Annotated in this window: 13 protein-coding genes and 1 tRNA gene; 6 read left to right on the top strand and 8 right to left on the bottom strand. The window is 48.8% G+C overall.

Annotated features, from left to right (window positions below; genetic code table 11):
* Positions 1 to 2 precede the first annotated feature (2 nt).
* Genes MMIC_RS09340 through MMIC_RS09330 form a run of 3 tightly spaced genes read left to right on the top strand, consistent with a single transcriptional unit; the run spans position 3 to position 2,519 of the window.
* Positions 3 to 992 carry a DHH family phosphoesterase gene (locus tag MMIC_RS09340; RefSeq protein WP_227819457.1) on the top strand — a complete coding sequence of 330 codons (990 nt, stop codon included), beginning with the start codon at positions 3 to 5 and terminating at the stop codon, positions 990 to 992.
* A gap of 16 nt (positions 993 to 1,008) precedes the next feature.
* On the top strand, positions 1,009 to 1,926 hold the full coding sequence (gene truB / locus MMIC_RS09335; protein WP_072660242.1) for a tRNA pseudouridine(55) synthase TruB: 918 nt from the start codon (positions 1,009 to 1,011) through the stop codon (positions 1,924 to 1,926).
* A complete protein-coding gene (locus tag MMIC_RS09330) occupies positions 1,923 to 2,519 on the top strand; it encodes a peptidylprolyl isomerase (RefSeq protein WP_072660203.1) in 597 nt (198 codons plus the stop codon). Before truB ends, MMIC_RS09330 begins: the two co-directional genes overlap by 4 nt.
* A gap of 94 nt (positions 2,520 to 2,613) precedes the next feature.
* On the opposite strand, the gene cmoB is transcribed toward MMIC_RS09330, so the two are convergent.
* The 8 genes from cmoB to hisJ all read right to left on the bottom strand — a co-directional run bounded on the left by cmoB (position 2,614) and on the right by hisJ (position 14,546).
* On the bottom strand, positions 2,614 to 3,600 hold the full coding sequence (gene cmoB, locus MMIC_RS09325; RefSeq protein WP_072660202.1) for a tRNA 5-methoxyuridine(34)/uridine 5-oxyacetic acid(34) synthase CmoB: 987 nt from the start codon (positions 3,598 to 3,600) through the stop codon (positions 2,614 to 2,616).
* On the bottom strand, positions 3,597 to 4,307 hold the full coding sequence (cmoA, locus tag MMIC_RS09320) for a carboxy-S-adenosyl-L-methionine synthase CmoA (protein ID WP_072660241.1): 711 nt from the start codon (positions 4,305 to 4,307) through the stop codon (positions 3,597 to 3,599). The genes cmoB and cmoA overlap by 4 nt, the downstream gene beginning before the upstream one ends.
* A gap of 87 nt (positions 4,308 to 4,394) precedes the next feature.
* Positions 4,395 to 5,012, bottom strand: coding sequence for a hypothetical protein (locus MMIC_RS09315; RefSeq protein ID WP_072660201.1), 618 nt, complete (start codon positions 5,010 to 5,012; stop codon positions 4,395 to 4,397).
* A gap of 106 nt (positions 5,013 to 5,118) precedes the next feature.
* Positions 5,119 to 6,435, bottom strand: a complete 1,317-nt coding sequence (locus MMIC_RS09310; RefSeq protein ID WP_072660200.1) for a mechanosensitive ion channel family protein — start codon at positions 6,433 to 6,435, stop codon at positions 5,119 to 5,121.
* 230 nt (positions 6,436 to 6,665) lie between these two features.
* Positions 6,666 to 8,105 (bottom strand): glutamate synthase subunit beta, encoded by a 1,440-nt coding sequence (locus tag MMIC_RS09305; protein WP_072660199.1) that lies wholly within the window; start codon positions 8,103 to 8,105, stop codon positions 6,666 to 6,668.
* Positions 8,098 to 12,756: a glutamate synthase large subunit gene (gene gltB / locus MMIC_RS09300; RefSeq protein ID WP_072660198.1), complete on the bottom strand. Its 4,659-nt coding sequence runs from the start codon at positions 12,754 to 12,756 to the stop codon at positions 8,098 to 8,100. Before gltB ends, MMIC_RS09305 begins: the two co-directional genes overlap by 8 nt.
* A 193-nt stretch (positions 12,757 to 12,949) precedes the next feature.
* Positions 12,950 to 13,729, bottom strand: coding sequence for an SDR family NAD(P)-dependent oxidoreductase (locus MMIC_RS09295; protein WP_072660197.1), 780 nt, complete (start codon positions 13,727 to 13,729; stop codon positions 12,950 to 12,952).
* The gene (gene hisJ, locus MMIC_RS09290; protein WP_227819455.1) at positions 13,722 to 14,546 is read right to left on the bottom strand and encodes a histidinol-phosphatase HisJ; all 825 of its coding nucleotides are present in this window, start codon (positions 14,544 to 14,546) and stop codon (positions 13,722 to 13,724) included. The genes MMIC_RS09295 and hisJ overlap by 8 nt, the downstream gene beginning before the upstream one ends.
* Positions 14,547 to 14,672: 126 nt before the next feature.
* On the opposite strand from hisJ, the gene MMIC_RS09285 reads away from it, so the two are divergent.
* The 3 genes from MMIC_RS09285 (at position 14,673) to MMIC_RS09275 (ending at position 16,403) form a co-directional block, all read left to right on the top strand.
* Positions 14,673 to 14,748: transfer RNA gene (locus MMIC_RS09285), tRNA-Lys, on the top strand.
* A gap of 366 nt (positions 14,749 to 15,114) precedes the next feature.
* Entirely contained in the window at positions 15,115 to 16,200 is a 1,086-nt protein-coding gene (locus MMIC_RS09280) for a tyrosine-type recombinase/integrase (protein WP_072660196.1), read from the top strand.
* Entirely contained in the window at positions 16,197 to 16,403 is a 207-nt protein-coding gene (locus tag MMIC_RS09275) for a hypothetical protein (protein WP_072660195.1), read from the top strand. Before MMIC_RS09280 ends, MMIC_RS09275 begins: the two co-directional genes overlap by 4 nt.
* The last annotated feature ends 58 nt before the right edge of the window (positions 16,404 to 16,461 follow it).

Genomic DNA, 16,461 nt, shown 5'->3' with positions numbered 1-16,461 from the left:
AGATGCATTCTGTCATCTCCGATGTTAACTGGCAGCCCGTTATGGATGCCATCAACGGCGCAGAACAAATTGTACTAATCACTCACTGTAATCCGGATGGTGATGGCATTGGGTCCCAGTTGGCACTGTATGATGCACTGACCGAACTTGGAAAATCAGTAACCATGTTCAATGTTGATGGTGTACCACGTATTTACACCTTTCTGGATCATGCAGATAAAGTAGGGCGAGGTCACTGGCATAGCGACACAAGCGGTGGCGATCTTATTATTGCCCTTGATTGTGGCTCCAAAGCCAGACTCGGTATGCCCGATGCATTTTATGATGGTGCGACATTGCTGAATATTGATCATCATGCCAGCAACAAACTCTTTGGTGATATTAATCTGGTTGATGCCAGATATTGCGCTACAGGTGCGATGATTTTCGATCTGTTGATTGCCATGAAAAGCCCTGTCAGCAAAGCCACAGCCAGTGCAATCTATACAGCTGTATTGACAGATACTGCAAGTTTCAGACTTTCCAATTCAACAGCTGCAGTTTACCGCATGGCTGCTGAGTTGATTGATGCCGGTGCCAGACCATGGCCCATCAGTGTCCATGTATATGAGAGTCGTCCACTTGCAGGCCTGAAGATGATGTCAGCCTGTCTCGATACATTAGAGGTTCACAATGAGGGGCGCTCTGCCTGGGTACATATTACCAGTGATATGTATGAGGCAACGGGTGCTGATGTTGAGGATACCGAAGGATTGATTGATTACGCCCGCAGTATTGATGGTGTTGAAGTGGCTGTATTCATTCGTTGTGATGAGCGTCGTGAGAACTGCTGGAAAGTAAGCTTCCGTGGTAAAACATACGTTGATGTAGGTGCTCTGGCGGCAAGTCTGGGCGGTGGTGGTCATACGTATGCATCCGGTTGCCTGATGCGCGGCACATTCGATGAAGTACGCTCAAGTGTTGAACAGGCAGTCACCCGAATCTTTGCCTGATTCAGTTTCAAACAATATGACAGATATTTGCGGCATAGTGTTTCTTGATAAACCACTTGGCTGGTCATCACGTCGGGCGGTAAATGAGATTTCCCGCTTATTCAGTGAGCCGGGTCAGAAACGCATCAAAGCCGGGCATACCGGTACACTTGATCCACTGGCTACAGGCATGTTGCCCATTCTTCTCGGTGATGCGACGCGTTTTGCCGAGATGGGACTGGAAGCTGAAAAGAGCTACCGTGTAACATTCGATATTTCCTACCAAACCGATACGCTGGATCTCGAAGGTGAAACCACACAGTCATTTGAGAATCAGGTGGAGCTGCAGCAGCTGGAGCATGTACTGGAGCAGTTCCGTGGTGATATCGAACAGGTTCCTCCGGTTTATTCTGCCATTCGAATTGATGGCAAACGTGCCCATGACATGGCCAGAAAGGGTCAGGCTGTTGAAATGAAGTCACGCGCGGTGACGATTCATGAACTCAAGCTTGTTTCCTTTGACTACCCATTGGTCACACTGGAAGTCGTTTGTTCCAAAGGTACCTATATTCGCTCTCTGGCTAGGGATATTGGCCAAAGCCTGGCCATGGGCGGCTGTGTTACCCAACTCAGACGGCTTTCTACTGCTGGCTGGCCGGAAGCCATGATGGTCACACCGGAAATATTACATGAGCAGAAACAGGCTTGCCTGTTACCGCTCGGGCAGTGGTTGCGAGATTATGAACGCGTGGAACTGCAGAATGCTGACATTAAACGATTCCTGCATGGGCAGCGCATCCAACTGAGGAATACTGAAGCTGATAATAAGGAAATGAATGTGGCAGTATTCGCAGGTGATATGGTACTGGGAACAGGCCTGCTGAAAGCGGGAATGCGGCATATGGTGCTGCATCCGGCACGAATTTTGCCTACAGCACAGAAGAGGTACTTATGACTGACGTACGGAAATTGAAAAAACGAAACGCAATTATGATGGTCCTGGCCTTTATCGGGGTGGTGTTTGTCAGCCAGATCAATGATGGTCAGGAAACTCAAGCAAAGGAGAACAGAGTGGGTTTATTTACAAAAGCGCCTCAGGCGGGTGATAAAGGTATTCCGGAAGGAAATCACATCAAAATTGAAACCGAGAAAGGTGAGATCCTGATCGAACTGTATCCGGATACTGCACCGAATACGGTCGCAAACTTTAAGGCACTGGCCGGTAAAGGTTTTTATGATGGGCTGGTTTTTCATCGCGTGATTCCCGGTTTCATGGCACAGGGCGGTGATCCTGATGGACGTGGTACAGGTGGCCCGGGTTATTCTGTAAAAGCTGAGTTCAATGAGCGTAAACATGTACGTGGCACACTGGCCATGGCGCGTTCAGCGAACCCTGATTCAGCAGGTAGTCAGTTCTACATCTGCTTCGAAGCCCAACCGCATCTGGATGGTCAGTACACTGTGTTTGGTCAGGTCACTGAAGGCATGGAAGTTGTCGATGATATTCGCCAGGGCGATCCGATGGTGAAGATTAGCGTATTACCATAAGCAACTGTTTCTTATGATGAAAAAGGCGGGCATTGCCCGCCTTTTTTGTTTGTTGATTTTTTAAGCCTATCGCACGACGGGAAGCGCCGTTTGTTTATTTCTTTGCCGTCAGGACCGCACGAATGGGGGCAGGGTAACCTTCGATGGTTTTGTCATGATCATTAGGATCAAGGAAGTTGGGCAGGGATTCGAATGTCATCCATTCCGTTGAGCGCTGTTCTTCAATGCTTGTTGGGCTAACATCAATGACGTTGACGGATTTATATCCGGCACGTTTCATCCATAACCTGAGCATATCCACAGAAGGAATAAACCAGACATTGCGCATCTTGGCATAACGCCCGTGCGGCATCAGACACTGCGTTTCATCACCTTCGATGACCAGTGTATCAAGCACCAGTTCACCGCCATCGTTAAGCAGCTCTTTCAACTCGATCAGATGATCAATCGGCGATTTACGATGGTAGAGGATACCCATGGAAAAGACCGTATCAAAGCTCTGCATCTTGTGCGGCATATCTTCAATGCCGACCGGCAAAATAAATGCGGCGGCATCAGGTACGTAGCGTTTGATTGTGGCAAAATGCATGGAGAACAAAGGTGTCGGATCAATGCCGACCACCATCTTTGCATCACAAGCCAACATGCGCCACAGGTGATAACCTGATCCACAACCAACATCGAGGATGGTGCGGCCGGCAAGAGGGCTGATTGCCTGCTGCAGGCGATCCCATTTCCAGTCCGAGTGCCACTCGGTATCAATATGAACGCCGAACACTTCAAACGGGCCTTTGCGCCATGGATGCATCTGCTTCAGGGCAGCTTCGATTTCAGCTGTGCTCATGTCGGTATCAGCAGCAGATCCGATTTTGACCGCTGAGGCATTGAAGTCTGTTTCAGAGGGGTAGACATCAGGCAGGGACTCAAAACCGCCTTGCCAGCGGCCCAGGTCGCCGTGTTTGAGGATTTTCTTCCAACCTTTTTCATGCAGGGCTATCAATGCATCAGAAAACCCTGCCAATGAAGACTGGCTCAACATCTCCTGTAGTTTCAGTCCTTCTGCATCCTTGTAAGCTTTCATTTGATAGCAATCAGGGACGAGAAGTTAAAACACTGGAACCAGGTGTTCGATGTAGAGAAACCGGCTTGTTTAAGTCGAGCATGATGTGTTGCGAGCGTTTCAGGAACCAATACATTTTCCAATGCCGTACGCTTGCGGCTGATTTCCATGTCTGAATAGCCTTGTGCGCGTTTGAATGCCTCATGCAAGCCAATCTGTTGCCGGTTCTCATCTGCATCATCAAAAGCGATTTTCTCAGACAAGATAAGAACACCTCCGGGTTTCAGTCCATGACATATCTTACTAAGCAGATTCAACCTTGCGCTTTTATCGACAAACTGCAGTACAAAGTTCAATACCACGACAGAAGCATTCTCAATCTCTGTATCAAGGATATCCTGGCAACGAATCACTACCGGCTCATCTTTCAGGGTTTGCTGACAGCGTTCCACCATAGCAGGGGAGTTATCCACTCCGATGACGGAACATGTTTTACCAGCAGCCCCGCGGCTAAGTGCCATGGTTGCAGCACCAAGGGAGCAGCCCAGATCATACAGGTTTGAATCTTCCTGAGCATACTGGTGCGCCAATAGCTCTACCATCTGCAAAGTTTGACCGTATCCGGGTACAGAACGGCCAATCATATCGGCAAATACCGATGCTACTTTGTCGTCAAAGGAGAAACCGTTGCTGTGAATGTCAGATGTATATATTGCATCGCGAGCCATGCCGTGAAATCTGAATGAAAACAGCAGCAGTTGAAACTGATTTGATGCCATGCATGCATGATTTCTGATTCTTTGCAGGTCACTGACTCATTCTTTTTTTGTTTTACCTGATTTCTGTTTCCCTTTGTTGTGAAAATCGCAGCGTACATCTTCAATTTTATCATGCCATGCATCACCATCACCATAGTCCAGAAAGTGACTGTAGCGGCTATGCGCACCTGCAATGCGCCGTGCATGTTTGATTGGACACCAGTATTGCTCAGTGCGAGCGGCAATTTCGCGCACATACGAGATCAGGCCATTGCCATAAGAGCAGTAAAAACAGTTGAATTTTTCCACTGTGTTGAGATATCCAAGCTGGTGACGGTCAAAGACCATATGCTCCCGACGACGCACTTTTGGGATACCGTAAATTGGAAAGCATATGAATTGATACAGTGAAACCAGTAGATCCAACAAAACAAAAGGAATGATAAGGATATATATGAAGGGTGCAGTCAGGATGACCAGCGGACGCGCCTCGACTACATAGCGTGTCAGGCTGGTCTTCAGTTGCCTGTGTCGTTCAAGGATTTCCTGTTCAAAACGTACTTTACGTCCGATCAGCTCGAAACGCAGTTCATCACGTCGCTGCGTTAGTTGATATTCCAGTTCATCTTCCAGATCGCGTATTTTATCAATCAGCTCATTTATCTGTCTGTTCATAAGCTTTACCTCTGTCTGTGGCGGGCAAGCAAGAGGGAAGGCAAGCCCATTCAGAATGATACCCCGATCAGGCAGTGATACTCATACGTTCCAAGCCAGGAATATTTTACTCATCTGGAACACCCGTATTGATCGACTGAGACAGACGATCATCCTTGATGTGAATATCCCGTTGCGGATAAGGGATGGTGATGCCGGCCTTTTTGAAGGCTCGCCAGATGGCAAGATTGACTTCGGAGCGTACTCCGCCCAGCCCGTTTTCCGGATCAAGAATCCAGATGCGCAGTTCCAGCACTATGCCATTATCACCGAATTCCATCAGGCGAGTCAGCGGCACGGGATCCTTTTGCACGCGCGCTGAAGCTTTAGCGCACTCAAGCATCAGCGCCATGGCTTGTTCGGGATCATCATCATAGCTGATTTGAACGCGTATTTTCATGCGTACATCAGGATCTGTATAACTCCAGTTGATCACTTCAGACGTTACCAGGTTCTCATTCGGAATCAGGGTTTCAACTCCATCACGATCACGTACCACTATATATCGAGCGCGTAACTCCTGCACCCAGCCGAATTTGTCTCGAACCGTAATGACATCACCGGGTTTGATGGAACGGTCAAAGAGCAGGATAAAACCGCTGATAAAGTTGGAAGTGATTTTCTGCAGTCCGAAACCGATACCAACACCAACAGCACCACCGAAAACCGTGAGCGCAGTCAGATCGACTCCGGCAGCATCGAGCCCGACGAACAGTGCCATGGCAATGAGTAAAAACTTGCTGGTTTTAGCCAGAGCAACTCTGGCACTTTTACTGAAGTGTTCGAAATTATTCAGTCTCTGCTCAATAAAATTGGCCAGCCAGAGCGCCATCACCCAGAACAGGACAACTGTCAGGGTGACTTTTATCGTTAGCAGCAGAGATATTCGATTCTCTCCGATAGAAAATGCCAGGGCATCAAGCGCTGCAAGCACGTCGGGGAGCCAGCCGAGCAGATGCAGGGCGACCATCAACCATATTCCTGTACTGATGATGTTCTCCCAGGCTTTAACCAGCGGGCCAGGGGAGAACCCTTTGCGCAACATATAGATCAGAATGCGGATTCCGGCGAGCGAGAGCAGCAGCGGAGTTGCCAGAGCCAGCAGCGGTGTCACAAAGCCAAGGTGAATCAGAATAGACTGACCAATCAGCGTGACCATGAGCATGGTGAGGGGAAACTGGATTCTCTGTACGCTTTTCAGGGAGGTCTTGCGCAGTCGACTGGATGTGTCGGTTTTTAGCTGATCTACGAGGCGTTGCATAACGCGCTGTACCAATAGCGCACATGCAACTGCTATACACAATACCGAGAACTGCCACCAGAAGTCAGCCTGTGTTAGCGAGTTCAACCATGACTCATAGTTATTTTGAAGACCTTCCAGCATAACGCTCCTTGTTGCGAGTAATTCTGTTCCTTTTGTATGGAAATCAAAAGAGTTTGAATAATCCATCCTGCTGCAAAGTGTTCCGGTTTCTTTTTTTTGGTGTAGGTATTTGTTACATATTCAGCAATCTGCCTGATTGTTATGAACAGATTGCAACGTTACTGAGGAAAAGTAGAAACAAAAAAAGGGCCGCATCAGCGACCCTTTTCGGTTTGTTGTTCTCTAGCGATCTAGCGAGGCAGGGTAGTTGAACCCATGAGGAATTCGTCTACTGCGCGTGCGCACTGGCGACCCTCTCTGATGGCCCAAACGACCAACGACTGACCACGACGCATATCACCGGCAGTGAAGACTTTATCGACGCTGGTTGCGTAGTCGGAATCATTGGCAGCCACGTTACCGCGACCATCTTTATCCACGCCCAACTGTTCGAGCATACCTTCATGCACTGGATGCACAAAACCCATAGCCAGCGTTACCAGTTGTGCAGGCAGTTCAAACTCGGAGCCTTCGATTTCGTTCAGTTTCCACTGGCCGTTGTCATCTTTCGTCCATTCAACACGGACACATTCAACAGCCTGAACATTACCTTCGTCATCACCAATGAAACGTTTGGTTGAAACTTCCCAGTCACGATCACATCCTTCTTCCTGAGACGTGGAAGTGCGCAGCTTCATGGGCCAGTTTGGCCATGTGATCAACTTGTTCGGTACAGCTTCCGGTTTTGGCAGGATTTCAATCTGGGTGACTGATTCCGCACCATGACGGTTGGATGTGCCGATGCAGTCGGAACCGGTATCACCACCACCGATTACAACGACATGTTTACCGGCAGCTGATACAAATTCCTCTTCAGGGATGTTATCACCGAGTACACGCTGCGTATTCTTGGTCAGAAACTCCATGGCAAAATGAACGCCGTTCAGATCACGACCGGGAACCGGCAGATCACGCGGTTTTTCAGAACCTCCGGAGAGAATGACAGCGTCAAATCGATTCAGAAGGTCTTTTGCATCAACATTATCACCGACTGTTGAGTTGACTCGGAACTCCACACCTTCCGCACGCATCTGGGACATACGACGATCAATGACGGACTTTTCGAACTTGAAGTTCGGAATGCCATAGCGCATCAGGCCACCAATACGGTTATTCTTTTCAAATACCACAACATCGTGACCCACACGTGCCAGTTGCTGGGCAGCTGCCATGCCGGCAGGGCCGGAACCTACAATGGCAACGCGTTTGCCGGTTTTGTGTGCAGGGATTTGCGGATTAATCCAACCTTCCTGCCAGCCTTTTTCAACGATGGACAGTTCGATGTTTTTGATCGAAACAGCATCACCAATCAGGTTCATCGTGCACGCTTCCTCGCATGGAGCAGGGCAGATACGACCTGTAAATTCAGGGAAATTATTGGTGGAGTGCAATACATCCAGCGCTTCACGCCAGTTGCCATGATATACCGCATCATTCCAGTCAGGGATGATGTTGTTGATCGGGCAGCCGTTATGGCAGAAGGGGATGCCGCAATCCATGCAGCGAGCGCCCTGAGTCGGCATGTCCTCAGGCAGTTTGGAGAATTCGTTAAAGTGAGTAATACGATCCGCGACCGGTGCATAACTCAGGTTCTCACGAGCATGTTCTTTAAATCCGGTTGCCTTACCCATTTGCAGTCTCCTTTGCCGCAGCTGTTTTCTCAGCTTCCATTTCAACCAGTGCCCTGCGGTAATCCACCGGCATCACTTTCACAAACTGGCCAATATAATCATTCCAGTTATCCAGAATCCGCTTACCAACGGCAGAGTTGGTATAATGCACATGGCGTTGAATCAGTGTGCGCAGAATCTTCTGATCATCCATACTCATGGTGTGTTTGATGTTCACACGGCCATGGGTTTCCAGATCAGGGCCCTGATGATCCAGCTCTTCCAGAGCATCAGCTTCAGATGCAACAGGTTCCAGAGCGACCTGAGCCATATTACAACGGCTCTCAAACGTGTTGTCGGCATCCAGGACATAAGCAATACCACCGGACATGCCTGCAGCGAAGTTGCGTCCGGTATCACCGAGTACAACGATAGTACCACCAGTCATGTATTCACAGCCGTGGTCGCCAACACCTTCAACAACAGCGACGGCACCGGAGTTACGTACAGCAAAACGTTCGCCGCCAACACCATTAAAGTAACACTCACCTTCAACAGCACCGAACAGTACGGTGTTGCCGACAATGATATTATCTTCGGCTACAAGTTTGGATTCTGCAGGCGGGTAAATAGCGATGCGACCACCGGAGAGGCCTTTACCGACGTAATCGTTGCCTTCACCAGCCAGATCGATTGATACACCACGAGCCAGCCATGCGCCCAGAGACTGTCCTGCAGTGCCCTTGGCTTTGATTGCAATCGTGTCTTCTACCAGACCTGCATGACCGTAACGTTTGGCTACTTCACCCGAGAGCATGGTGCCGAAACTGCGGTCCACATTGCAGATTGGCGTTTCAATCACTACCGGTGTTCTGTTTTCCAGTGCAGGCATGGCCTGTTCGATCAATTTATTATCGATCAATTTGTCCAGTCCATGGTCCTGACTGTCGGTATGCGACACCGATGTGCCGTTAGCATCAACCAGATGCAGGATAGGGGAGAGATCCAGACCTTCAGACTTCCAGTGTTTGAGTGCGTCATCGGTGTCCAGCATATCAGCGCGACCAATCAATTCAGCAAAGGTACGGAAACCGAGCTCTGCCATGATTTCGCGGGCTTCTTCAGCCAGATACATAAAGAAATTAACCACGTCTTCAGGTTTACCGACAAATTTCTTGCGCAGTTCAGGATCCTGTGTGGCAACACCGACAGGGCAGGTGTTCAAATGACACTTACGCATCATAATACAACCTTCGGCAATCAGTGCGATGGTACCGAATGCGACTTCATCAGCGCCCAGCAGACCGGCAATCACAACATCACGACCTGTACGCATCTGTCCATCAGCCTGCAGGATAGTACGGCCGCGCAGGCGGTTAAGTACCAGTGTCTGCTGTGTTTCAGCCAATCCCAATTCCCATGCAGAACCGGCATGTTTAATTGAGGTCAGTGGCGATGCACCCGTGCCACCGTCATGTCCGGCAATTACAACATGATCGGCATGCGCTTTAACCACGCCGGCAGCAACCGTACCAACACCGATTTCCGATACCAGTTTGACAGAGATATCTGCAACAGGATTGGTGTTTTTCAGATCGAAAATCAGCTGCGCCAGATCTTCAATAGAGTAAATATCATGGTGCGGAGGCGGTGAAATCAGACCAACGCCGGGTGTGGAGTGACGAACACGACCGATTCGCTGGTCAACTTTATGGCCGGGCAGCTGACCGCCTTCACCGGGTTTGGCACCCTGAGCCATCTTGATCTGAATCTGATCAGCATTGGCCAGATATTCCGTGGTTACACCAAAGCGGCCGGATGCTACCTGCTTGATGGCAGAGCGCATGGAGTCGCCATTTTCCATCGGCGTGAAACGAGATGGTTCTTCACCACCTTCACCTGTATTGGATTTTCCGCCGATTCGGTTCATGGCAATAGCCAGCGTGCTATGTGCTTCATGTGAGATGGAACCGAATGACATTGCACCGGTAACGAAACGTTTCACAATTTCACTGGCCGGTTCAACTTCTTCCAGCGGGATCGCTTTACCAGTCTTGAACTTGAACAGGCCACGCAGTGTTTTCAGCTTACCGGACTGATCATTAATTTCATCAGCATACTCTTTATATAATGAGTAGTTAGATGTCCTTACTGCATGTTGTACCTTAGAAATGGTTTCCGGGCTTAATGTGTGAACATCACCACGAACGCGCCATGCATATTCACCGCCGACATCCAGCGCGTTTTTATAGATCATGACGCCACGGAAAGCATCGATATGACGCTGTGTTGCTTCTCTGGCAACTTCGGCAAGACCGGCACCCTCAATTTGAGAGGCTGTGCCTGTGAAGTATTTCGCCACGAAGTCGGACGACAGACCGACAGCTTCGAAAATCTGCGCACCGCAGTAGGATTGATAGGTAGAGATTCCCATCTTGGACATGATCTTGAACAGGCCTTTACCAATGGCCTTGATGTAGCGGGATTGAATCTCGTCATCAGACAGATCAGCAGGCAGCTGGCCTTGACGTTTCATATCCACCAGCGTTTCAAGAGCCAGATATGGATTGATCGCTTCAGCGCCGAAACCTGCCAGACAGGCAAAATGATGATTTTCGCGAGCAGAACCGGTTTCTACAACCAGACCTGTTTCTGTGCGCAGTCCTGCTCGAATCAGATGATGGTGGACTGAAGAGGTTGCCAACAGTGCTGGAATAGCAATGTTTTCAGCGTTCATGGCACGATCAGAGATAATGATGATATTGTAATGGTCACGCACTGCAGCTTCAGCCTGCTTGCACAGCTTATCGATTGCAGCTTCCATGCCTGCAGCGTCCTGATCAACAGGGTAGCAGGAGGAGAGGGTAATGGCGCGGAAACGATTGTCAGTGTACTGATCAATATGACGAATCTTCTCAACATCGACATTCGAGAGGATAGGCTGATGCACTTCCAGACGCAGCTGCGGTTCAACTTCATCCAGACCAAGCAGATTCGGGTTGGGGCCGATGATAGAGGTCAGGCTCATCACCATCTCTTCACGAATAGGGTCAATCGGCGGATTGGTTACCTGTGCAAACAGCTGACGGAAATAGTTGTACAGAGGTTTGGCACGGTTTGAGAGTACAGTCAGAGGGCTGTCATTACCCATGGAACCGGTACCTTCCTGACCGGAAACAGCCATTGGTGTCATCAGGAATTTAATGTCTTCCTGCGTATAACCGAAGGACTGCTGGCGATGCAGCATGGTTTCATGATCAGGAGCCTGTGGAGCAACTTCCTGCGGCAGGCTTTCCAGTTGAATCTGGGTTTTAGCCAGCCACTCTTTATACGGTTTGGCTGAAGCGAGCTGCTGTTTGATTTCAGCATCGTCAATTATACGACCTTCTTCCAGATCGATCAGTAGCATCTTACCTGGCTGTAGACGCCATTTCTTGATGATCTTCTCTTCAGGAATATCCAGTACGCCCATTTCTGATGCACCAAGCACCAGATCGTCTTCAGTGACCAGGTAACGGGTAGGACGCAGACCATTACGGTCCAGTGTTGCGCCAATCTGACGACCATCGGTAAATGCTACGGCTGCAGGGCCATCCCATGGCTCCATCAGGGCAGCATTATGTTCATAGAATGCTTTGCGCTGTTCATCCATCTGCTTGTTGCCAGCCCAGGCTTCAGGAATCATCAGCATGGCAGCATGTGCAAGCGAATAACCACCGGCAACGAGCAGCTCCAGCGCATTATCAAAACATGCGGTATCAGACTGGCCTTCATTACTGATTGGCCAGAGTTTAGCCAGATCATCACCGATCAGTTCGGATTTCATGGACTGGCGACGTGCATTCATCCAGTTGATATTACCGCGTACGGTATTGATCTCACCGTTATGGGCCATCATACGGAATGGATGAGCCAGTTCCCATGAGGGGAAAGTGTTGGTAGAGAAACGTTGATGTACCAGCGCCAGCGCAGAGGTCATACGAGCATCACGCAGGTCTTCATAATATGGCGCGACCTGATGCGAGTGGAACATACCTTTATAAACAATGGTACGGCTGGAGAGTGATGCGGTATAGAAGTTTGCAGCATCATCCATGCCGAGAGCAGCAACAGCATTGCTGACCACTTTGCGAATCACAAACAGTTTACGTTCAAATGCATCCTGATCAGCGCAAGCTTCACCTCGGCCAACAAACAGCTGGCGAATAACCGGTTCACATGCACATACACTTTCCGGCAGGTCAGCACGAACGGCATCAGTGGATACATCACGCCAACCGAGCAGGGTTTGACCCTCATCGCGCACGGCTTTTTCAATAATATCCTGACAGGAAGCACGGTAGGCTTCATCCTGAGGGAAGAAGATCATACCCACACCGTATGTTCCTTCGGCGGGCAGTTCGAAATTCAGTTCTGCCGTTGCAGCTTCAAAAAACTGATGCGGAATCTGAATAAGGATACCGGCACCATCACCTTCACGCGGATCGGCACCTGCCGCGCCACGATGGGTCAGGCGTTCCAGAATCTCCAGACCTTTTTCGACAATATCATGGCTTTTCCTGTTTTTGATGTGGGCGACAAAACCAACACCACAGGCATCATGTTCATTTTTAGGATCATACAGACCCTGCTTAACAGGTTTACCGTTCACAGATGTACGTGACAAACTCATTCTACTAACCTCACAAATATAATTCACATACTCGGCAGACCCGGCGCTACGATGTATGTAAATCGGAATGCTGGAAACATCAATTCAACAGCTTCTTTCCTGACTCCCCCCGGAAGACAAAAAGGAGGCGCAGCCTAGCGAAAGTGGAGAGAATTCTCCAGTCTCCAGGTAATGCCACTGTTTTTAACGGTTTTCAGGGCTTCAGATGGTTTTTCATTAAGCGCAGAGCAATCGCTCGCGGTGTGATTTTCTGTAATGTGAACAGCAGTTTATGCCGCCAGCCTGGCACACAGAAACCACCACCATTGTTCAGTGTTTCAAGCGATGCTGTCACTATCAGCGGAATCTGGGTTCGGTAAAAGCTACCCGGACCCGGTGGCATCCCGGACACATCACGGAAGCCTGTTGGCGATGGGCCCGGAGCCAATGTGACAACGCGCAGCTTACCTTCCAGTTCAGTCCTGAGGGACTCGCTCCAGAAGGTTAGTCCAGCCTTGGCTGCGGCATAAGTGCTCATATATGGCAGTGGTGCTTCACCGGCTAATGAAGATACATTGATCACAAAGCCGTTGTTCTTCAGCAGTGCTGGCAGCAGGGCATGCGTGAGTTCAATCGGTGCTTTTAAATCGGTCTTGATGACATCAATCTGAGGTACAATACCGGTTTTTTCAAATGTACCCCAGATCCCGAAACCGGCATTGTTCACCAGCCCGACCAGTGTTTCGTGACTGACTGCTTTCAGCAGGCTCGCAACACCATCTTTACTGTTCAGGTCGGCCAACACTAGGCTGTGACGTTCAGGGTATTTAAGGCTGTCCAATGTCATTTGCAGGCGTGGTTTATCACGACCATGCAAAATCAGTCGATAACCTTGCGGTTCGATCTGCTTGGCATACTCAAGACCAAAGCCGCCGGAGGCTCCGGTAATCAATACTGCGATCTGTTTTTCAGATGGATTCTGGTTATCAGACATGTTGAATGGGCACCATACTGCGCTGGCGTTGTTTAAAGCTGGCTACTTCACGAATGCCAAAGGTTTCCAGCGCAGTCATGCACTCATTCAAACCGTGGCCGACTTCGGCTGGAGAATGTGCATCAGAACCGTAGGAGAAGGGGATCGCAAGCTGCGCAGCTCGTTGAACAATGCGCGAGTGAGGGTAAATCTCACCAACCGGTTTTCTTAAGCCTGCCGAACTGATCTCCAGTACAACATCGGCTTTTTTCACCGCCTGTAACATATCTTCAATGGCTTTGTTTACAGATTCTGAATCTGCAGGTGCCCGGTGGCCGAACTTCTTGATCAGGTCCGGATGTCCGATGATATCAAACAGGCCGGATTGGGCGGACTGCTCTACCAGTTTGAAATAAGCACAATAGGCATCTTCGATTTTCCACGTGTCCCAGACCTGAATGGTATCGGGATTATCAAAGCCCCAGTCGCCAATATAATGCACTGAGCCAATGATATAATCCCAATCGTAGGATTGAATCATTTCAGCAACATAGTTTTCCGTGCCCGGATGAAAATCCGCTTCCAGGCCAACACGCAGATGCAGTTGATCTTTCACAGCATCGCGGACTGTTTCCACTTCCTGCAGATAATCAGACAACTCGGAGCGATCCATGCGCCAGGGTTTATCAAAGTCACCCGGCATGGGGGAGTGATCAGACATGCCTATCTCGCTAAGACCTGCAGCAATCGCTGCATTGGCATACTCTGCAACGTCTCCGGTGGCATGATTACAGCGCGGAGTATGCATATGATAGTCGGGGACAGGACGATAGTTCATGGGCCGATTGTAAAGTTCAACTACGATGCTGCAACGACTGAAAATATAGGGATAAGAAAATGGTTTGACACAGAGATATAAATTCGCAAACTTCGCGCCGCACCGGAGGCATAGCCGATGGTCAGTGCGCCTATAGCTCAGTTGGTAGAGTAGCGGACTTTTAATCCGTGGGCCCTAGGTTCGAGTCCTAGTGGGCGCACCATATAAAACAGGCACTTACGGAAACGTAGGTGCCTTTTTTTATGTGCGCTGTCCATCAGTTGTCCATTCAGCCACAGTAATCCATAACACATTCATTCATTTGATAGCGGATCGGGATCGCACACCTTCATGTAACAAATAGTCATAATGGCTTTAGAACACAACGAACTCCAGTAGAGAGATCACTCATAAATAATGCAAAAACTGGGAGTGACTGGACAGCAAGTGGACAATATTACTTTGTCCATTCAAAAAGTATTAATATATAAGGGTTTAGAGGTATGGAATCACGGATAGTCTATCCTTGTTGTGCTTTATTGTAGCTTATTATATAGTCTGCCTATGTATTAAATAGGAGGCATAGTCGATGGCTGCTATCAACAAGTACACCGATTCAAAAGGACTAACAAGTTACCGTGTTCGCGTTAGATTAAAGGGGCAGCCTGTTCAATCCGCCACTTTTAAGCGCCTTACTGATGCCAAGAAATGGGCCCAACAGACAGAGGCAGCGATTAGAGAAGGTCGTTACTTTAATAAGAGTGTTTCTCAAAAAAGAACATTGAGTGAGCTGATCGATCGATATATTGAACGTGTAATGCCTCAGAAGAAGGTTAGTACTCAGGTCCCACAGAAATCACAACTGGAGTGGTGGAAAGGTGAGATAGGTGCTTTATCTCTGGCATCCGTTGATTCATCTCGAATTGCGGATTGTAGAGACAAGCTAACAGATGAAGGACGTTCACCAGCTACCGCTAATAGGTATATGGCTGTTCTTTCTCATTGCATGTCATACGCACAAAGAGACCTCCAATGGATTGAGAGAAATCCATGCCATGATGTACGAAAGGGCAAAGAGAGCAGAGGTGTTGTACGCTTCCTGTCCAACGATGAAATTGGCGAAGATGGGAAGGTCTTAGTAAAAGGTGAACGAACGAGACTTCTTGAAGTATGCAAGGCATCTACCTGTAAACTCTTATACCCAGCAGTTTTACTGGCCATGTCTACCGGGATGAGACGTGGAGAACAGTTTTCACTAACTTGGCGTCAGGTAGATACACACACAGGCCGGATTCTCTTAGAGGACACAAAGAATGGTGAAAGGCGTGTGGTAGTAGCTACCGGACCCGCTTTGGCTGAACTGAAGGGGATGGCGAAAGTACGGCGCATTGATTGTGATCTAGTGTTTCCTGGCCAGCGGAATACTGCCATTCATTTAAATAAACCTTGGTATGCGGCTCTAAAGGCGGCAGAGATAGAAGATTTTCGTTGGCATGACCTACGGCATTCGTTTGCATCTGAACTGGCCATGAGTGGAGCTACACTGGCTGAGATTGCTGAAGCTATGGGCCATAAGACACTTAATATGGTTAAGCGTTATGCACATCTGACTGAAGGGCATATCTCCAGCGTGGTCGAGCGCATGACTTCCCGTGTGTTTGGGGGTGACTCATGAAGCCAAGAATTACTATTGATCGACTCTGGTTTGAATTTGCTAAAGATAAATTTTACGGCGAAAAGTTTTCAGGTGTTGCGAGAAGAAGTCAGATGGCTACGGAAGGTGTTTTAGAATCGATAGGATTCAACAAGACTGTCAATCAGCACCCAAAATTGACCCCCCATCAGCGTCCAATTTTGACCCCCCTAAAGTCTGTTTAAATCATGCTCTATTTTTGAATCTCCAGCTCTCATTTCCGGTCTCTATAATGTCACAATG

It is taken from the genome of Mariprofundus micogutta (genome assembly GCF_001895085.1).
GTDB classification, from domain to species: domain Bacteria; phylum Pseudomonadota; class Zetaproteobacteria; order Mariprofundales; family Mariprofundaceae; genus Mariprofundus; species Mariprofundus micogutta.
The sequence above is the reverse complement of the archived record's forward strand: the minus strand, read 5'-3'. Positions and strand labels throughout refer to the sequence as shown.

Coding starts and splice junctions, on each gene's coding strand:
- MMIC_RS09340 (WP_227819457.1), top strand. CDS start 3: ATGCATTCTGTCATCTCCGATGTTAACTGGCAGCCCGTTATGGATGCC.
- truB (WP_072660242.1), top strand. CDS start 1,009: ATGACAGATATTTGCGGCATAGTGTTTCTTGATAAACCACTTGGCTGG.
- MMIC_RS09330 (WP_072660203.1), top strand. CDS start 1,923: ATGACTGACGTACGGAAATTGAAAAAACGAAACGCAATTATGATGGTC.
- cmoB (WP_072660202.1), bottom strand. CDS start 3,600: ATGAAAGCTTACAAGGATGCAGAAGGACTGAAACTACAGGAGATGTTG.
- cmoA (WP_072660241.1), bottom strand. CDS start 4,307: ATGGCTCGCGATGCAATATATACATCTGACATTCACAGCAACGGTTTC.
- MMIC_RS09315 (WP_072660201.1), bottom strand. CDS start 5,012: ATGAACAGACAGATAAATGAGCTGATTGATAAAATACGCGATCTGGAA.
- MMIC_RS09310 (WP_072660200.1), bottom strand. CDS start 6,435: ATGCTGGAAGGTCTTCAAAATAACTATGAGTCATGGTTGAACTCGCTA.
- MMIC_RS09305 (WP_072660199.1), bottom strand. CDS start 8,105: ATGGGTAAGGCAACCGGATTTAAAGAACATGCTCGTGAGAACCTGAGT.
- gltB (WP_072660198.1), bottom strand. CDS start 12,756: ATGAGTTTGTCACGTACATCTGTGAACGGTAAACCTGTTAAGCAGGGT.
- MMIC_RS09295 (WP_072660197.1), bottom strand. CDS start 13,729: ATGTCTGATAACCAGAATCCATCTGAAAAACAGATCGCAGTATTGATT.
- hisJ (WP_227819455.1), bottom strand. CDS start 14,546: ATGAACTATCGTCCTGTCCCCGACTATCATATGCATACTCCGCGCTGT.
- MMIC_RS09280 (WP_072660196.1), top strand. CDS start 15,115: ATGGCTGCTATCAACAAGTACACCGATTCAAAAGGACTAACAAGTTAC.
- MMIC_RS09275 (WP_072660195.1), top strand. CDS start 16,197: ATGAAGCCAAGAATTACTATTGATCGACTCTGGTTTGAATTTGCTAAA.